We start from the raw sequence: 16,457 nt of genomic DNA on the forward strand, positions 1-16,457 counted from the left end.
AACGCTAGCTGCCTGCCTCGCGCTGCCGTGGCGAAGTTTCTCAGCGTCATCTGTCTACGACAACACCTTTTGTCCAATTAGAGCTAATTTATGATTCTAGTAACAGGCGGAGCCGGCTTCATCGGCTCAAATTTCGTTCTGCAATGGTGTGCGCACAACCAGGAGCCCGTGCTCAACCTGGACGCCCTGACCTACGCAGGCAACCTGGCGAACCTGCAATCGCTGGCAGGTAACGAACAGCACCAATTCGTCCAAGGCAATATCTGCGATGCAGCACTGCTGGCCCAGCTTTTCGCCGAGCATCGCCCACGCGCCGTGGTTCATTTCGCCGCCGAATCGCACGTTGATCGCTCGATCACTGGCCCTGAAGCGTTTGTCGAGACCAACGTGATGGGCACCTTCCGCTTGCTGGAAGCCGCCAGGGCCCACTGGAACAGCCTGGAAGGCGCGGAGAAGGAGGCATTCCGCTTCCTTCACGTTTCTACGGACGAAGTCTACGGCACACTCGGGCCAAACGACCCGGCCTTCACCGAGGCCACCCCTTACGCGCCAAACAGTCCGTACTCGGCCAGCAAGGCAGCCAGCGACCACCTGGTACGTTCATATTTCCATACCTACGGCATGCCGGTACTCACTACCAACTGCTCCAACAACTATGGACCGTTCCATTTCCCGGAAAAACTGATACCGCTGATGATCGTCAATGCCCTGGCAGGCAAGGCGCTGCCGGTCTATGGCGACGGCCAGCAAATTCGCGACTGGCTATATGTCGAGGACCACTGCTCGGGCATCCGTCGTGTACTGGAAGCCGGTGCGTTCGGCGAGACATACAACATTGGCGGCTGGAACGAAAAAGCCAATATCGACATCGTCCATACCCTTTGCAGCTTGCTCGACGAGCTTGCACCAGCGGCCTCGCGCCAAGTGATAAACCAGAAAACCGGCAAGGCTGTCGAGCAGTATGCCGAACTCATCACCTATGTCACCGACCGCCCAGGCCATGACCGCCGTTATGCAATCGATGCCCGCAAGATCGAGCGTGAGCTCGGCTGGAAACCTGCGGAAACCTTCGAAACCGGCATTCGCAAGACAGTCGCTTGGTACCTGGCCAATCAGGAATGGGTCAAAGGCGTCATGGACGGCAGCTACCGTGACTGGGTGGCACAGCAATACGGGGCGAATAAAGCGTGAAAATCCTGCTGCTAGGGAAAAACGGTCAAGTAGGCTGGGAGCTGCAGCGCGCTCTGGCGCCGCTAGGCGAGTTCATCGCGCTGGACCGCCAAGGGGCTGAAGGCTTGTGTGGCGATTTGTCCCAAGTGGATGGTTTGGCCGCCACGGTTCGTCAACTGGCGCCCGACATAATCGTCAACGCTGCTGCCTACACAGCAGTAGATAAAGCAGAAAGCGACCAGGCATTAGCCGCAATGATCAATGCGCAAGCCCCCGCCGTGTTGGCACGCGAAGCAGCAGCGCTGGGTGCCTGGTTGGTTCACTATTCCACCGATTATGTATTTGACGGCAGCGGTGACCAGCCCTGGGAGGAAACCGCAGCTACCGGCCCTCTCTCGGTCTATGGCCGTACCAAACTTGAGGGCGAGCGTGGCATCCTTGCCAGCGGCGCCAAGGCCTTGGTGCTGCGCACAAGCTGGGTGTATGCTGCGCGCGGGCATAATTTTGCCAAGACCATGCTGCGCCTGGCTGCTGAACGTGAAGGTTTGAGCGTGGTGGCAGACCAGTTTGGTGCTCCAACGGGCGCTGAACTAATCGCCGACGTTACCGCTCACATCCTACGGCAAATCTTCAACGGGCAAGACAACCGTCACCTGGCAGGGGTTTACCACTTGGCCGCAGCCGGTGAAACCAGCTGGCATGGTTTTGCTCAGTTCGTCTTGGCGCACGCACAGCGCAACGGCGTGGCGCTCAAAGTGACGGCTGATAAGGTTGCCCCGATCAGCACCGAAGCTTATCCAGTACCTGCTCCGCGTCCGCGCAACTCGCGCCTGGCGCTGGCCAAGCTGGAAAAAACGTTCAATTTCAAAATGCCGCTTTGGGAGCAAGGCGTGCAACGTATGCTGGACGAAATCCAGTAATAGGGACTCTCATGGCTCGTAAAGGAATTATTCTGGCTGGCGGTTCGGGTACACGCTTGCATCCGGCCACACTTTCGGTTTCGAAGCAGCTGCTGCCGGTCTATGACAAACCGATGATCTATTACCCGCTCAGCACGCTGCTGCTAGCCGGGATCCGGGACATCCTGGTCATTTCTACCCCGCAAGACACCCCGCGCTTCGAACAGTTGCTGGGCAATGGCAGCCAGTGGGGCCTGAACCTGTCTTACGCGGTACAACCGAGCCCGGACGGGTTGGCGCAGGCGTTTACCATAGGCGCTGACTTTATTGGTAACGACCCATCTGCGCTGGTACTGGGTGACAATATCTTCTACGGCCATGACTTCCAGGCGCTGCTGCTGAATGCCGACAAGCGGGATTCCGGTGCGTCGGTATTCGCCTATCACGTGCACGACCCAGAGCGCTACGGCGTGGCTGAGTTCGACGACAGCGGCCGTGTGTTGTCTCTGGAAGAAAAGCCGGCTGTTCCAAAGTCGAGCTATGCCGTCACTGGTCTGTATTTCTATGACAACCAAGTCGTCGACCTGGCCCGCGACCTGAAGCCCTCCGCGCGCGGCGAGCTGGAAATCACCGACCTCAACAATCTCTACCTGCAACAGCAGCAGTTGCAGGTTGAAATCATGGGCCGCGGCTACGCATGGCTCGACACCGGTACGCACGACAGCCTGCTCGAAGCAAGCCAATACATCGCCACGATGGAGCGCCGTCAGGGCTTGAAAGTGGCCTGCCCTGAAGAAATTTGCTACCGCGCTGGCTGGATCGACGCCGAGCAACTCGAGCGGCTGGCTCAACCCATGCTGAAAAACGGTTACGGCAAGTATCTGCAAAACTTGCTGAAAGAGAAGGTATTCTGATGCAAGCCATTGCGATGAGCATCCCGGAAGTCGTTCTGTTTACCCCGAAGGTATTCGGCGATGAACGAGGTTTTTTCTACGAGAGCTTCAACGCCCGCGTCTTCAGCGAAGTAACTGGCCTGCAGCCTGATTTTGTTCAAGACAACCACTCCCGCTCGGTTAAAGGCGTGCTGCGTGGCCTGCATTATCAGCTGGCACCTCACGCCCAAGGCAAGCTGGTGCGTGTGGTGCAGGGTGAGGTTTTCGACGTTGCGGTAGATATCCGCCGCTCCTCCCCTACCTTCGGTAAATGGGTGGGTGCGGTGTTGTCAGCGGAGAACAAGAACCAGCTGTGGATCCCGCCAGGCTTCGCCCACGGGTTCGTCACCTTGAGTGAAACCGCAGAGTTCCTCTACAAGACCACCGATTTCTACTCGCCGCAGTGCGAGCGCTGTATTGCATGGGATGACCCGGCAGTCGGAATCGAGTGGCCTATCGACTTTACCCCAAGCTTGTCTGGCAAAGATCAGCTCGGGGTGGCCCTGGCTGACGCAGAGCTGTTCGATTAACGGTTTGCCACAGAGAAGGGCTGCGAAAACGCAGCCTTTTCTCTAGACAGATACCGGCACCAGGCTTTTTCGGTGGAGGTGCTTACATGCCGCCGAGTAGCATTGGCTCCACTGACTATATGATCTTGCCCCTTCGTTGTAGGCCACACTCTGCGATATCCCAATTCGGGCTCTCAGGCGCCCGTAGGGTGGATTGCAGCCCCGACGATCGTGCGCTAATTGCGCCGCTCTTAGGTTGGGCCCACCATTCCTGCATGCCCGGGCGCTGGCGCCCATCAGGAAAGACGAGCCCCTTAGAAGTGCATTCACCAACTAGCAAAAACCCCGCAGTGCGGCCGCGCCGTACTGCAGGGTTCATGGGTGGCCGAACGTTTGCACTCAGTACACTTTAGCAGGCCCCTCGTGCTTCACCTCAGTGCTCTGCACCACGCCCAATACCTGGCGCTTGAGTTCAGCAGCACTTTCACTCCAATGCAGCCAAGGCATTTCATCCGACAGCGGCTGGGCGCCCTTTTCCAATAGCGCCAACCACTGCTTCACGGCCTGCGCCAGCTCACGCGCTGCACCGCCCTGGAAGTAATACGCGTACTCCCCCGCCACCTCTCGGAACACGGGGATATCGCGCGCAATGATGGGCAGTTTGTGCTGCGCAGCTTCAATCAACGGCAAGCCGAAGCCTTCGGCCTCCGACGCGGCAATCAACGCACAGCTGGCGCTGTAAAGCTCGGTCAGGTCGGCATCGCTCAAGCCCTGCAGCCAGAACAGGCGCTTGCCTAGCTGTGGGTGTGCACGCAGGTTCTGCACCAATTGCTCAACAGCCCAGCCCTCTTTGCCAACCAGCACCAGGTTGACCTCGACCCCCTGCGCCCATAGCAAATCAAATGCAGCCAATGTCTGTGCATGCCCTTTGCGTGGCTCGAGCGTGCCCACCATCAAGAACGTGGGCACTGCCTTCAACTGTTCAATGAAGGCATCTTCCAACGTCACCCCACCCTGGCCTTGAACCTCTTCGATATCAGCACCCAGATGGAAATGGCTGATGGAAGGCATCACGCGCCCGCCACCATGCTGCTGCAACCATACTTTGACGTCAGCAGCCACTGCGGCCGAAATCGCTACAACGCCGTCGGCATACTGGCTGATAGAACGCATCCAGTTGTTGAATGCTCCATCGATACCAGGGTATGCAAATTTCGCGTGCAACAACGGGATCAGGTCGTAGACCACAAAGTGGATACTGACGCCCGCGCGGCGCATGCGTTCGAGCTCTTTATCAAACTCCGGGAACAAATGCGCACTAAGGTCCAGCCCCAGGAACACATCCCCCGGCGCGTATTCGATAGGGCATTCGTTCAGGCTGGCCACATAAGCACTGGAACCTGGATAACCACTGGCAACACGGTACCCTTTGCCGGTAACACCGAAAATCGGAATAACCTGGTAATCCACGCCTTCGCCACGCTGGAACTCGCTGATTACCCGCTTCACCACCCGCTGGATACCGGTTTTGGCATCACGGAAATAAAGCTCAGATACATCTACCAACAACTTTTTAGGTACTGTCGGGCTGATGCCTGGGCTGAGCCGGCGATGTTTATCCACAACCGGGGCCAGGTGTTGGGTTTCGAACAACAGCGCCTGCACGGTAGCGCTCAGACGGGCGGAAACCCGACCCCAACTGCGGTCTTCAATCCAGCGCTCTTGTCGGGCTACCAATGCTTGTGCCTTTTCATGGTCGCGCTCAAGCTCGGCAATCGACGCCACGATATCCGCTGCGTGGCTACCTGCCATTTGCAGCGTTGCTTCGGCCATGTCTGAAAAGATATGGATCGGGCTTACCAGTACCGGTTTGAGGGTAGTAATGCCGATGGTGACTGCGCCGCTGGCACTCTCCTGGGTTTCCTTGTACGGGAAGATCACGTAGTCCGCAGCGCTCATGAGGCGCAAGCATTCCTTGATGGGCCGGAAGTCGGTAACCCAAGTGATCCGGTCATCCACGCCCAGTTCAACTGCCCTGGCCCGGTAGGCATCCAATGTCTGTTCGCTGCGCGCATCAAGAATGGAGTGCAAGCCGAGCATGTGAACGCTGCGCCCTGTTTCCTGCGCCAGCGGCAGAATGGTCTCGATCAACGTATCGATACCTTTATGCGCAAGGATGAAACCGAAACACGCAATGACCAAGGCATCCTGAGCGATGCCCAGCTCATCGCGAACAGCTGCAGGCTGTACGTCGGTGAGCGGCGATATGACACCGTGCGCCATCATCATCACGTTGGCAGCCAAGCCCAACACCAGCAAGTTGTTCAGGTCTTCTGGCTTGTGAACGATAATGCGGTCAAGTTTGTGCAGCGAACGTACGGCCCTTTCGGAAAGACGATGGTCGGTGATCAGCGGTTGAGTCGAGTGCAACTCAAGCATTACCACCTTGCCTTGGTCATGCAACTGCGCCAAACGCTCGCATACTTCGTCAGTCAGGGCGAAAAGGCTCGGCTGATGCTGAACCAGAACCACATCCGCTTCAGCGCACCCCTCATTGGCCAGCACTCTGCATACCGATTTGGCATCGGCCAGCCGCCAGGCGGGCTGATAAACCTCGGAGGTGGTATCCGTGGTGCGTTCATCGCAGTAAACGCGGATATCGTAGGTGTCGGCGGTGAACTCGCTCAGCAATGCCTGGGTATATTCAGCGATACCGCACTTGGTAGCCCACGGCGACACCACCACCAACTTAGTCTTGCCAGCCGAGGCCGCTGGCATTTCGTGCTTGAGCCAGTTGGCACTCGCCAGAACCGCTTGCGCACTCTGCTGCCAGGTGTAGATGCTGCGTACCAGCTCTATGCCCTGCCGCCGGCGCTGTTCAAGGGCATGGTCGCCTTCGACAATCTTGCCGCGAAGCTCACCCATCTTGAGGGCCAACGTATGTTTGTCTGGCTCAACCCAGCAAGAGTTGGCTGCCCCGAGGTGGCTGCCCGACTTGGCAAACAGGAATGGCAGCAACTCGGCGGTGCCAAGTGTGCAGAAATCGACATGCGCGCCGAACCCCGTGACTATTACCGGCAAGCCAATTGCCAGGGCTTCTGCCGCAGGCAGGTTGAAACCTTCGCCACGGGTGGGCAGAACCAGCGTATGGGCGGAGCGGTACAAGGCGATAATGCCTTGGTCGTCCATGGGGCTTTCGTCAACCACGATCGCCGGCATGTCCTGCCGCTCGGCGGACAGCTTGGCGATCATTTCGTGAACGCGATTGTGCGGGTTAGGGAACGTCTTGATGTAGAGCTCGACGTTGTCCGCGCTGGAAAACGCCTCGGCAAAAGCTTCAAGCAACACGTCCGGGCCTTTACGCTCGAACATCGACGATACATGCAAAAAGCGGAACCGCTGCCCGCTTGCTGGCCGAATGTCGGTAATGGGTACCACTTCACTGGTGATGATGTGGTCAACGCCGACAGGGCAGATGAACACCGGCACTTCACAGCCGGAATCATGCAGTACTTTCTTCACGAAAGAGGCCGCCACGATAACACCATCAAAGTTTTCGTTAAGGAAGCTTATGGTGTCGTGCGGTACCGCAGTCTCTTCCCAGAAGAAGATGACCAGGCGCATGCCGGCCCCTTGCAGGTCCTTGATCATGGGGTAGTGATGAACGATCGACAGCACTTCCCCTTCCAACGCATCATCAAAGCGCTGGCCTACGGCATTCGTCAGCCGCTGCTGGAACGCAGGTACTTCGAGTACGTTGTCGTACGCCTTGCCGTGGTAAGGCTGGAACGCGAGCTTGCCTTCCAGTAGGTCGTACAACGCCACACCCAGCCCGCGGTTGACAATGGCAAGGCTGTAATGACCTTCGATATGCCCTGTAATGCGGACAGCCCCAAAGGCCGGTGCGACAGATTCGCACTTGAGGTAGCAGGCCTCAGGCAACAACGGCGCTTTAGGATAAACCGCGAAGCTGACGCGGGTGTAGTCCACTGCCTGGAACCCCTGGTGCCCGGGGCCCGCAGCCGCGAACGCGCCGCCGCCAATCAGCCCGCGATTTTGCGCGAACAGTTTCAGCTGGCGGTGCAATTTAGGGAACCTGCGCAGTAACTGGTTGGCGTTATGGCGCAGCGCCTGATTGCCCAATACCGACCGTATCACTTTGACCGCAAGTGGTCTGGCGGTGCGTTTAACCCTGGCAACCAGGGATTTGGCCTGTTGTTGTTCGATCCAGGCTTGCATTGCCGCCATGCGCTCATCCGCCGCAGCCAGCTGCTGGTGGGCATAACCCAAATGGTTGTGCAGGCTGTGCACCGTTTCCTTGAGGCCCTCCAGTTCGGCGCGATAACGCTCCACTTCCTGGCTCAAGTCTGCATGGGCCGCCTGATGCTCGGCCATGTCCAGACCCACTTGCGCCAGCACTTCACTGCAGCCGGCTACGCTTTCGTCCAGCTGCTGAAAGTTATTAGCCAGTCTTTCTTCAAAGCGTTCAGCCAAGGCCTCCAGGGTCACGCCATATTCGTTATCGAATGCGCTGGCAAAGGCCGAAAGTGTGGACTGCGGGGCATCTTTCTGGGCGATTACCGCATAGTCCGGGCTTACGCCGCTCAGCACATTCACCAGGCGCATATCGTCGGGTGCAGGTAATGGCGAGAGCTCCTGCAAACGCAAGAGTTTACTGCGCCCAAAGCCTTCGTATTCAGCCAGGAAGCTGAGTAACAGGTTGGGAATGGGCTTTTCATGGCTAGGGTCAAGATAGAAGCTGTTGGTCCCCACCATAAGGTTTTCAGCGTTAGGGGTTTCCAGAATCAGCAGCCCGCCAGGCTTGAGTACTCTAAGCGCCTGCCCTACAAGCTCTTGCAAAACCGCGAAGGGTACGTGTTCGGCAATATGGAACCCGGACACCAGTACCTGGCTACCGTCAGCCAAGGATTTGAGCTTGGCAACGGCGTCGATATTTTCAACGGCATAACCCTCGATTCGGCATTGCTCCAGCATGCCGTCATCCAGATCGACACCAACGGCATTGAAGCCCTGCCCGGCCAGTACACCCAGCCACTCGCCACGGCCGCAACCCAAGTCGATCGCTCGGTGTTCGTCATCCAGCGCCAGCAGCGGGTGAAGGAACGGCAAGTACACCTCCAGCCGCTCGGTGATCAGTGCTGCAGAGCCACGGTAACGGTCCTCGAACGCGCGATAGAACGGTTTTTTCACCGGATGCACTCCACAGCTGTTGGCACCCATGCCATCCCGACAAATTGGGGCTTTGAGGTGTTGACGACGTTGAACACAAGCGCCAGGTCTCGCCATTCGTAGTTGCTACCGATATGCACTTCGTTGGCGTGCAAGGCGATGGCCACAGAATAAGAGCCAGGCCCGAGATTCATGTCGAAATCGAAGCGATATTCCAGTTGCTCACCAACCGTCAGCCCCTTCAGAGCCTTGCCAAGGTGATGCGTATTGGTACCGAACACGTGCTGCCCCAAGCGATCCTTGATGACATAGCCCACCACCAGCTCTGGAATGGGCGCATGTACATCAACTTGCACACTCAACGTTACCTTGTCGCCCACCGCCACGAACTCGACCGGCGTTCCGTCAGCATCGTAAAGTGCAACCGTACCGATAGTAGCTTCGCCACTACCTGACTGAGTTTGTACGGTACCGTCGGCCAACTGCTTGACCTGCACGGTGCTGTTTTCCTTCTCGGCAATCAGGGCATTGTAATAGTCCATGACTTGCTCGGGAGGGCCGTCCTTGATGATCGAACCGTTCTCCAGCAGCAGTGCCCGGCTGCACAACGACTGGATAGCGCCGCGGTCGTGAGAAACGATCAACAACGAGGTGCCCAGGCGCTGAAATTCACGGATGCGTTCAAAACTTTTGTGCTGGAAGTAGCTGTCACCCACAGACAGCGCCTCATCCACAATGAGAATTTCCGGCCGAAACGCAGTGGCCACAGCAAATGCGACGCGCATCTGCATACCACTGGAATAGGTGCGTACGGCCTCATCGAAGTACTCGCCAATTTCGGCGAAGGCTTCGATGTCGTCGATCGCACCGTTGATCTGCTGAGCATCGAAACCCATCAAGCCGGCAGCGTGATACACGTTCTGGCGGCCGGTCAGCTCTGGGTTGAACCCCATGCCCAACTCCAGGATCGCCGCAATCCGGCCATTGACCTGTACCCGGCCCTGGGTTGGCTGCAGGGTACCGGTGATCATTTTAAGCAGTGTTGACTTGCCGGCACCGTTTTGGCCGATGATGCCAATGGCTTCACCGGGCTCGATCGCGAAGTTGATGTGCTTCAGCACCCAATGCTCACTGGTTGCCTTCGAGGGCAGGAAGAACCAGTGGGCAATGCGCTGCCACTCTGAACGGTAGGTTTTGTAGGCCTTGCCGACATCACTGACACTCAACAGGCTCATAGCACATCCACCATTTCGGGCACGGAGCGACGGAACAGGAACAGGCCAAGCAGCAGCAGCCCGAACGAAATGCCTACCATGACCATTGCCTGGCTCAAGTCAGGGGCTTTGGCAAACACCAACACGTCATGATACGCAGTGACGATTGGGTACATGGGGTTGAAACTGAGGGTAACCCGCAAATGCTCAGGGATTACATTGACCATGTAGACAATGGGGGTGAACCAGAACAAGACCTGCAGCACGATTGGCACAACTTGGCCAACATCGCGCAGGAATACATTGAGAATACCCAATACCAGGCCAATCCCTACGCTAAGCGCAACAACGATCATGACCAGGGGTATCAGCCATAGTAATTGAAGCGTTGGGTAGTGCCCCAGCAACGCGAAAACAAGCATCACAGCTGCGAACAACAAGACGTTGTTCAGCAAGCATGAGCCCACCACAATGACCGGCAACGTGATGCGCGGAAACCGCATCTTCTTCATGATGTTGCCCTGTTCAATGAACAGCGTAAGGCACCGGCTGACGATTTCAGCGAACAGGTTCCAGGCCAGAATGCCGGCCATCAGGTACAGCGCATAGGCGTACTTGTTGTCGATGCCCGGCAACTTGGCCGACAGCACATTGGATAAAATCAGCGCATAGATGGCGACCTGGGCCAAGGGGTGGATAATCATCCACAAACCGCCCAGCTTGCTTCGCGCAAAACGTGAAACGAATTCGTTCTTGATGGAAGAGAGGATGAAGCCGCGATAGCTCCACACTCCATGAATCATGCCAAACATAATTAACCTCTGATTAGGCCGGCGATTTGCGCAACCTGACGATCAACGAGCGCTTGATCACCGCGGCTCTCCACATTCAACCGCAGCAACGGCTCGGTGTTGGAACCACGCAGGCTGAAGCGCCACTCGGGAAACGCCACGCTAATGCCATCGGTGCGATCAACGCTGGGGTTTTGCGGCAGAAAGTGGGCGAGTATTTTTTCGATAGTGCCTTTGACATCCGCCACTTCGTAATTGATTTCGCCGCTGCACGGGAACGCCGCTATACGCTCGTCCACCAATTGCCCCAGGCTCTTGCCTGTCACGCTCATCAACTGAGCCACCAACAACCAAGGGATATTGCCGCTGTCGCAATAAGCGAAATCGCGGAAATAGTGGTGGGCGCTCATCTCGCCGCCGTAAACAGCGTCTTCAGCGCGCATTCGCTCCTTGATGAAAGCGTGGCCTGTCTTACTCTGAATCGCCACACCGCCCGCTTCCTCGACCTGCTTGATCGTGTTCCAGGTCAAGCGTGGGTCATGGATGATCTTGCTACCAGGATGCTTCGCCAGCAGCATCTCGGCCAGCAGGCCTACTACGTAGTAGCCCTCGATGAAACGCCCCTGGTTGTCGAAGAAGAAGCAGCGGTCAAAGTCGCCATCGAAGGCGATACCCATGTCGGCGCGGGTATCCAGCACAGCCTGGCGGGTAAGGTCACGGTTTTCCGGCAGCAAGGGGTTAGGGATGCCGTTAGGGAAGTTGCCATCAGGTTCACCATTGATGATGGTGAGCTCCAGCGGCAGGCGCGCCTTCAGTAGCTCCAGCACCGGGCCTACGGCGCCGTTACCTGGGTCTGCCAGCACTTTCAGCGGCTTGAGACTGGCCAGGTCAACGTACGTCAACAGGTGGTCGATATAAGCGCCTTTATCGTAAGCCGAGCGAACAGTGCCTGCCACAGAGGCTGCGACGCCAAGGTCACCGGCCTCTACACGGCGCCGAATATCATCCAGCCCAGTATCACCACTGATGGGGCGCGATTGCTCCCGCACCAGCTTCATACCGTTATAGCCTTTTGGATTATGGCTGGCAGTCACCATGATGCCGCCATCGGCCTGATAATGGCTGGTGGCAAAGTAAACTTCCTCCGTGCCGCACAGGCCGATGTCAATCACATTGGCGCCCCCTTCGGTCAGCCCATTCACCAGTGCCTGGGAGAGCGCCGGGCTTTCCAGCCGCATGTCACGACCTACCACGTAACTGCGCCCGCCCAGTTCTGCAACCAAGGCACGGCCTATGCGGTAGGCGATGTCGTCATTGAGGTCGTTCGGCACCTGGCCGCGAATATCGTAGGCTTTGAAGCAGCGGGTCTGGATCGGTGGGTACATACATCTCACTTGTATACAGCGACGCTTGAGCGAACGCCATTAGAAAGGGATGGTCGGCGAAAGCTTGCCGAATGGGGTCGGCCCCGCGCCAGGGTCAGGCGCCCGGGACCGACGGGAGAGCCTGGACTCAGGCGTCGCAACGACCGTAGTTGTCCTCGAAGCGAACAATATCGTCTTCGCCAAGGTAGTCGCCGCTTTGAACTTCGATCAGTACCAGATCAATTACGCCCGGGTTCTGCAAACGGTGTTTGTGGCCGGCGCGAATGAAAGTGGATTCGTTGGTATTGAGCATCAACTCCTGATCGTCGTTGACTACCACGGCCATACCGCTGACCACAATCCAGTGCTCGCTGCGGTGATGGTGCATCTGCAGCGACAGCGACGCCTTGGGCTTCACCACGATGCGCTTGATCTTGAAGCGCTCACCATCCTCCAGCGTGGTGTAGGTACCCCACGGGCGGTGAACGGTCTGGTGCAACAAGTGGGCGGCATGACCATCGCTCTTCAAACGCTTGACGATGTGTTTAACGTCCTGAGCGTGGTCCTTGTGGGCAATGAGCAAAGCGTCCGGAGTATCCACCACCAGCAGATCCTGTACGCCCACCAGTGCGGCAAGGCGGTCTTCGGTGCTCACGTAGTTGTTGCTTGCGCCATAAGCCATCACCTCACCATCAAAGCGGTTGCCGTGCTCATCCGGTGGGGTCAGCTCGCTCACCGCGTTCCACGAGCCGATGTCGCTCCAGCCAATATCACATGGGATGGTTGCCACCTTGCTCGACCGCTCCATAAGGGCGTAGTCGATGGAAATGTCTGGCACATTGGCAAAGCTTTCGGCATCCAGCGCCAGGCAGCTGTACCCTTTGGACGTCGAGCGGCGCGAAGCTTCGAGGGTTTTCTCCACAGCTTCGAGCACATCGGGAGCATGAGCCTTGAATTGCTCGATCACGGTGCCAACCTGGAAACAGAACATGCCCGCATTCCAGAAATAATTGCCTGCGGCAACATAAGACTCAGCCGTTTGCGCGTCAGGCTTTTCAACGAAACGCTCAACCTTGAGGCCACCTTCGAGCACGCCGCCGGCGGCAGCTTCGATATAGCCAAACCCGGTTTCAGGGTACTGCGGCTTGATGCCGAATGTGACGAGCCAGCCTTGGCCCGCCAGCTGAACAGCCCGGTTCACGGCGTCGGCGAAGGTCGCCTCATTCTGAATCAGATGGTCAGCCGCCAGTACCAGCATATTGGCCTGTGGACCATGCGTTTGAAGTAGCTGCAGCGCAGCAGCTGCAACGGCAGCCGCGGTATTGCGGCCGAAGGGCTCAAGTATGTAACCCTGGCTCAGGTTATGTTTATTGATCGTGCGGTATTCGTCCTCGGTTTTGAACAACAATTCGCGGTTGGTTACGGTTAGTATTTCAACCACACCGTTCAAATCGGCGGCGCGCAGGAAGGTTTTCTGAATGAGGTTCTGCCCGTCTGGCAGGGTCATGAACGGCTTGGGGTGAGCCTCACGCGATACAGGCCACAGACGGCTACCAACGCCACCGGATAGGATTACCGGGATCAATTCCATATTCGAGTCCTTAACGGCAACTTGAAGTTTAAAACCTCAGGAAACCTACATGTGTCTTATAAATCTGACAGCCGCCACGTAGGGAGGGCAGCGGCAATAAAATGTACCCGCCCGGCAAAATGACGCTTAGCCACCAATCGGCTCCAAGGCGCAAGCTCAGGCTCGTAGAATAACAGAGATTTTTTTGCGTAGCTTGTATAGGGGCCCTAGTGACAGCGCTACAACCTACCGGTTCCAGATACTCGACAGCCGGGCGTCGCGCTCTGATGACATGACGATCAGACAACGCCGTGGCTTAACGTTCACTAATCGAGCGTTTTTACGGGATTGATACCTCTGCAACGGACCCACGCAGCGCCAGGCCAGACATGAGCGCCTGTTTAAGGCTACGTTTGGCACGCCCTTCGCCATGCACCAGAATGATGTGCTCAGGCACCCCCGGCGTGCCGATGGCAAATGCCACCAACGCCCGCTGGTCAGCATGCCCGGAGTAACCGCTTAGGCTGACCACCTTCGCCTTCACCTCATGCATTACCCCATCAAGCTCAACCTGCACGTCCCCCTGCGCACCCGCACTGGCCTGGATCACCGCACCCGGCGTCCCCCTCACCTGATACCCCACAAACATCACCTCATGCCGCTGATCCCCCAGCATGGCCTTGAGGTAATTGACAATCCGCCCGCCCGAACACATGCCATTGCCTGCAATGACGATGGCCGGTCGAACGGTGCTGCTGAGGTAATTGACTACCTGCTGGTGCTTGGCATGGGTGTCCACTGTGATCAACTGGTTGAAGCCAAGCGGATCACGCCCTTGCGCCAGCCGCGCCCTCGCCTCTTCGTTCCAGAACTCGTGCAGGTCGCGGTAGGCACCGGTAATACGCTGGGCCAAGGGTGAGTCGAGGATGATGGGCAACTGCGACCAGTTGACGGGATCTTCGTCACCCGGTTCGCCGCGGGCTCCGGTCAATGCCTTGCGGTGCAGAATATCCTCTATTTCGTACAGCAGCTCTTGCGTACGCCCCAGGCTGAAGGCCGGAATCAGAATGGTGCCTTTGTCGGCCAAGGCGCGATCAATTGCCGCCTCCAGCTGCTGCTGCCGACCGCCCTTGACCGGGTGCAGGCGGTCACCGTAGGTACTCTCCAGCACTAGCACATCTGCCCGCTCTGGGGGCCGAAGCGGGCGCAGCAATGGGTTGGCACCATTGCCCAGGTCGCCTGAAAACACGTAACGGGTGTTGATACTTCCATGCAACAGGTCGCACTCGACATATGCCGACCCAAGCAGGTGCCCTGCACGCTGCAAGCGGATGCGACACTGCAAACCCGGCTCCATCACCACTTCATGCCACTGCTCGAAGGGCAAAGGCACAATCAGGCTTGTGACCCGTTCAAGGTACCGCGCCACCTGAGCAGACTCGCGGTTGATGCCCACCCTGTAGGCGTCCTCCAGTACCAGCGGCAATAGCCGCGCCGATGGCTCGCTGCAGATTATGGGGCCGCGGTAACCTGCAGCCAGCAGCGCAGGTATGCGCCCGACATGGTCCAGGTGTACGTGGGTGACGATTAGCGCGCGAATGCCCTGAATATCAAAGCTGAGCGGCGCGGACTCTGCACCAGGCGGCGCATCGGTGCCCTGTTCCAACCCACAGTCGACCAGCAAACTGCTACACGAGGCCAAGTGCAACTGGTGGCAGGACCCAGTCACACCCCGGGTGCCACCGTGATGGAAAAGGCAGGGGAACTCCATGCTACGCACACTCAACTTGGCCATAAATGAAGTGGGCTATTACTTCATGGCGGCCAGCCTGTGCATAGGCGGACTATTCCCAGGAAGGCGTAGGAAATTTCCTTAGTTACCGCTCAATGCCGCTTGCCGGGCAGACGCCTTGATCTTGCGCTTGCTGCGTTGAACGCCGTACGCGCCCAGTAGCGGGCCGACAGCCAGCCCGATGACCAGCGCTGCCAGCACCAAGACAGCCACGGGTAGTTCGGGCGCAGCCCAGCCGAACAGCACCAGCGCAACGGGCTGCTGGTTCTCCAGCACGAAGAACAACACCACCGCCGCCAACAGCAGCACGAAAATAGCCGCCAGGGCGCGCTTCAGGTTACGCATCAGATTGCTCCTTGAGTGCTCAGGCTTCGGCCTCGTCTTCTTCGTTGACCCGGTCGCGCAACTCTTTGCCGGGCTTGAAGTGCGGTACGAACTTGCCTTCGAGGCTGACCGACTGGCCGGTCTTGGGGTTACGACCTACGCGTGGGGCGCGATAGTGCAGCGAGAAGCTGCCAAAACCGCGGATCTCGATGCGATCGCCGGTAGCCAGGCATTGTGACATCTGTTCAAGCATGGTCTTGATGGCCAACTCCACGTCCTTGGACGAGAGCAGCCCTTGATGGGTGACAATACGTTCGATCAGCTCCGACTTCGTCATATTTTTCCCTTCGTTATCAAGCAGCTAGATCATTGCTTAAGCAGGTTGTAGCACGCTGGGAAGGATTTGAACAGGGTGCATCTTGACTTAATAAAAAATTTCAAGATTGAAGTTTTACCGGAATGGTCTAGGGAGGCCGCGCCGCCCGTGCGGCGCATCGCGAGCTGCGCTCGCTCCTACGTTTTTTTCGGGCCAATTATGCTTGGGCCAGGTGCGCGCGAACGCTTTGGTTGGTATGGCGCGGTATTGCGACATACACCAAAACGTACGCGCACAAATCCCACAGAACTCACTGGCCCGAAACAAACGTAGGAGCGAGCGCAGCTCGCGATGCGCCGCGCGGGCGGCGCTCGATTTGCGCACCA

At 57.7% G+C, this 16,457-nt stretch carries 12 protein-coding genes; 4 read left to right on the forward strand and 8 right to left on the reverse strand.

Translation table 11 applies throughout. The annotated features are described in order from the left end of the window. Positions 1-90: 90 nt before the first annotated feature. Genes rfbB through rfbC form a run of 4 tightly spaced genes read left to right on the forward strand, consistent with a single transcriptional unit; the run spans position 91 to position 3,531 of the window. Positions 91-1,191, forward strand: a complete 1,101-nt coding sequence (rfbB, locus tag QME24_RS16610) for a dTDP-glucose 4,6-dehydratase (RefSeq protein WP_070085799.1) — start codon at positions 91-93, stop codon at positions 1,189-1,191. After that, positions 1,188-2,090, forward strand: a complete 903-nt coding sequence (rfbD, locus tag QME24_RS16615) for a dTDP-4-dehydrorhamnose reductase (protein ID WP_281690900.1) — start codon at positions 1,188-1,190, stop codon at positions 2,088-2,090. The genes rfbB and rfbD overlap by 4 nt, the downstream gene beginning before the upstream one ends. 11 nt (positions 2,091-2,101) lie before the next feature. Further along, the gene (gene rfbA, locus QME24_RS16620) at positions 2,102-2,983 is read left to right on the forward strand and encodes a glucose-1-phosphate thymidylyltransferase RfbA (RefSeq protein WP_009685979.1); all 882 of its coding nucleotides are present in this window, start codon (positions 2,102-2,104) and stop codon (positions 2,981-2,983) included. Then, on the forward strand, positions 2,983-3,531 hold the full coding sequence (gene rfbC, locus QME24_RS16625; protein WP_029885231.1) for a dTDP-4-dehydrorhamnose 3,5-epimerase: 549 nt from the start codon (positions 2,983-2,985) through the stop codon (positions 3,529-3,531). Before rfbA ends, rfbC begins: the two co-directional genes overlap by 1 nt. Before the next feature lie 378 nt (positions 3,532-3,909). On the opposite strand, the gene QME24_RS16630 is transcribed toward rfbC, so the two are convergent. The 8 genes from QME24_RS16630 to ihfB all read right to left on the reverse strand — a co-directional run bounded on the left by QME24_RS16630 (position 3,910) and on the right by ihfB (position 16,092). Beyond that, entirely contained in the window at positions 3,910-8,721 is a 4,812-nt protein-coding gene (locus tag QME24_RS16630) for a glycosyltransferase (protein WP_281690901.1), read from the reverse strand. After that, positions 8,718-9,935, reverse strand: coding sequence for an ABC transporter ATP-binding protein (locus QME24_RS16635; RefSeq protein ID WP_054890061.1), 1,218 nt, complete (start codon positions 9,933-9,935; stop codon positions 8,718-8,720). Before QME24_RS16635 ends, QME24_RS16630 begins: the two co-directional genes overlap by 4 nt. Beyond that, complete coding sequence (locus QME24_RS16640) at positions 9,932-10,726, reverse strand: ABC transporter permease (protein WP_029887949.1); 795 nt, start codon at positions 10,724-10,726, stop codon at positions 9,932-9,934. Before QME24_RS16640 ends, QME24_RS16635 begins: the two co-directional genes overlap by 4 nt. A 2-nt stretch (positions 10,727-10,728) precedes the next feature. Then, complete coding sequence (locus QME24_RS16645) at positions 10,729-12,090, reverse strand: phosphomannomutase (protein WP_281690902.1); 1,362 nt, start codon at positions 12,088-12,090, stop codon at positions 10,729-10,731. 127 nt (positions 12,091-12,217) lie between these two features. Then, positions 12,218-13,660 (reverse strand): mannose-1-phosphate guanylyltransferase/mannose-6-phosphate isomerase, encoded by a 1,443-nt coding sequence (locus tag QME24_RS16650; protein ID WP_054890062.1) that lies wholly within the window; start codon positions 13,658-13,660, stop codon positions 12,218-12,220. Positions 13,661-13,979: 319 nt separating this feature from the next. Next, positions 13,980-15,410: an MBL fold metallo-hydrolase gene (locus tag QME24_RS16655; protein WP_281690903.1), complete on the reverse strand. Its 1,431-nt coding sequence runs from the start codon at positions 15,408-15,410 to the stop codon at positions 13,980-13,982. A 102-nt stretch (positions 15,411-15,512) separates the two neighbouring features. After that, positions 15,513-15,776, reverse strand: coding sequence for a lipopolysaccharide assembly protein LapA domain-containing protein (locus QME24_RS16660; protein ID WP_029887945.1), 264 nt, complete (start codon positions 15,774-15,776; stop codon positions 15,513-15,515). Between the two features lie 19 nt (positions 15,777-15,795). Beyond that, positions 15,796-16,092 (reverse strand): integration host factor subunit beta, encoded by a 297-nt coding sequence (gene ihfB / locus QME24_RS16665; protein ID WP_003252675.1) that lies wholly within the window; start codon positions 16,090-16,092, stop codon positions 15,796-15,798. Positions 16,093-16,457 lie beyond the last annotated feature (365 nt).

Source organism: Pseudomonas sp. PARCl1, from assembly GCF_947311875.1.
In the GTDB taxonomy this organism is placed as follows: Bacteria; Pseudomonadota; Gammaproteobacteria; order Pseudomonadales; family Pseudomonadaceae; genus Aquipseudomonas; species Aquipseudomonas juntendi.

Coding starts and splice junctions, on each gene's coding strand:
- rfbB (WP_070085799.1), top strand. CDS start 91: ATGATTCTAGTAACAGGCGGAGCCGGCTTCATCGGCTCAAATTTCGTT.
- rfbA (WP_009685979.1), top strand. CDS start 2,102: ATGGCTCGTAAAGGAATTATTCTGGCTGGCGGTTCGGGTACACGCTTG.
- rfbC (WP_029885231.1), top strand. CDS start 2,983: ATGCAAGCCATTGCGATGAGCATCCCGGAAGTCGTTCTGTTTACCCCG.
- QME24_RS16635 (WP_054890061.1), bottom strand. CDS start 9,935: ATGAGCCTGTTGAGTGTCAGTGATGTCGGCAAGGCCTACAAAACCTAC.
- QME24_RS16640 (WP_029887949.1), bottom strand. CDS start 10,726: ATGTTTGGCATGATTCATGGAGTGTGGAGCTATCGCGGCTTCATCCTC.
- QME24_RS16645 (WP_281690902.1), bottom strand. CDS start 12,090: ATGTACCCACCGATCCAGACCCGCTGCTTCAAAGCCTACGATATTCGC.
- QME24_RS16650 (WP_054890062.1), bottom strand. CDS start 13,660: ATGGAATTGATCCCGGTAATCCTATCCGGTGGCGTTGGTAGCCGTCTG.
- QME24_RS16655 (WP_281690903.1), bottom strand. CDS start 15,410: ATGGAGTTCCCCTGCCTTTTCCATCACGGTGGCACCCGGGGTGTGACT.
- QME24_RS16660 (WP_029887945.1), bottom strand. CDS start 15,776: ATGCGTAACCTGAAGCGCGCCCTGGCGGCTATTTTCGTGCTGCTGTTG.
- ihfB (WP_003252675.1), bottom strand. CDS start 16,092: ATGACGAAGTCGGAGCTGATCGAACGTATTGTCACCCATCAAGGGCTG.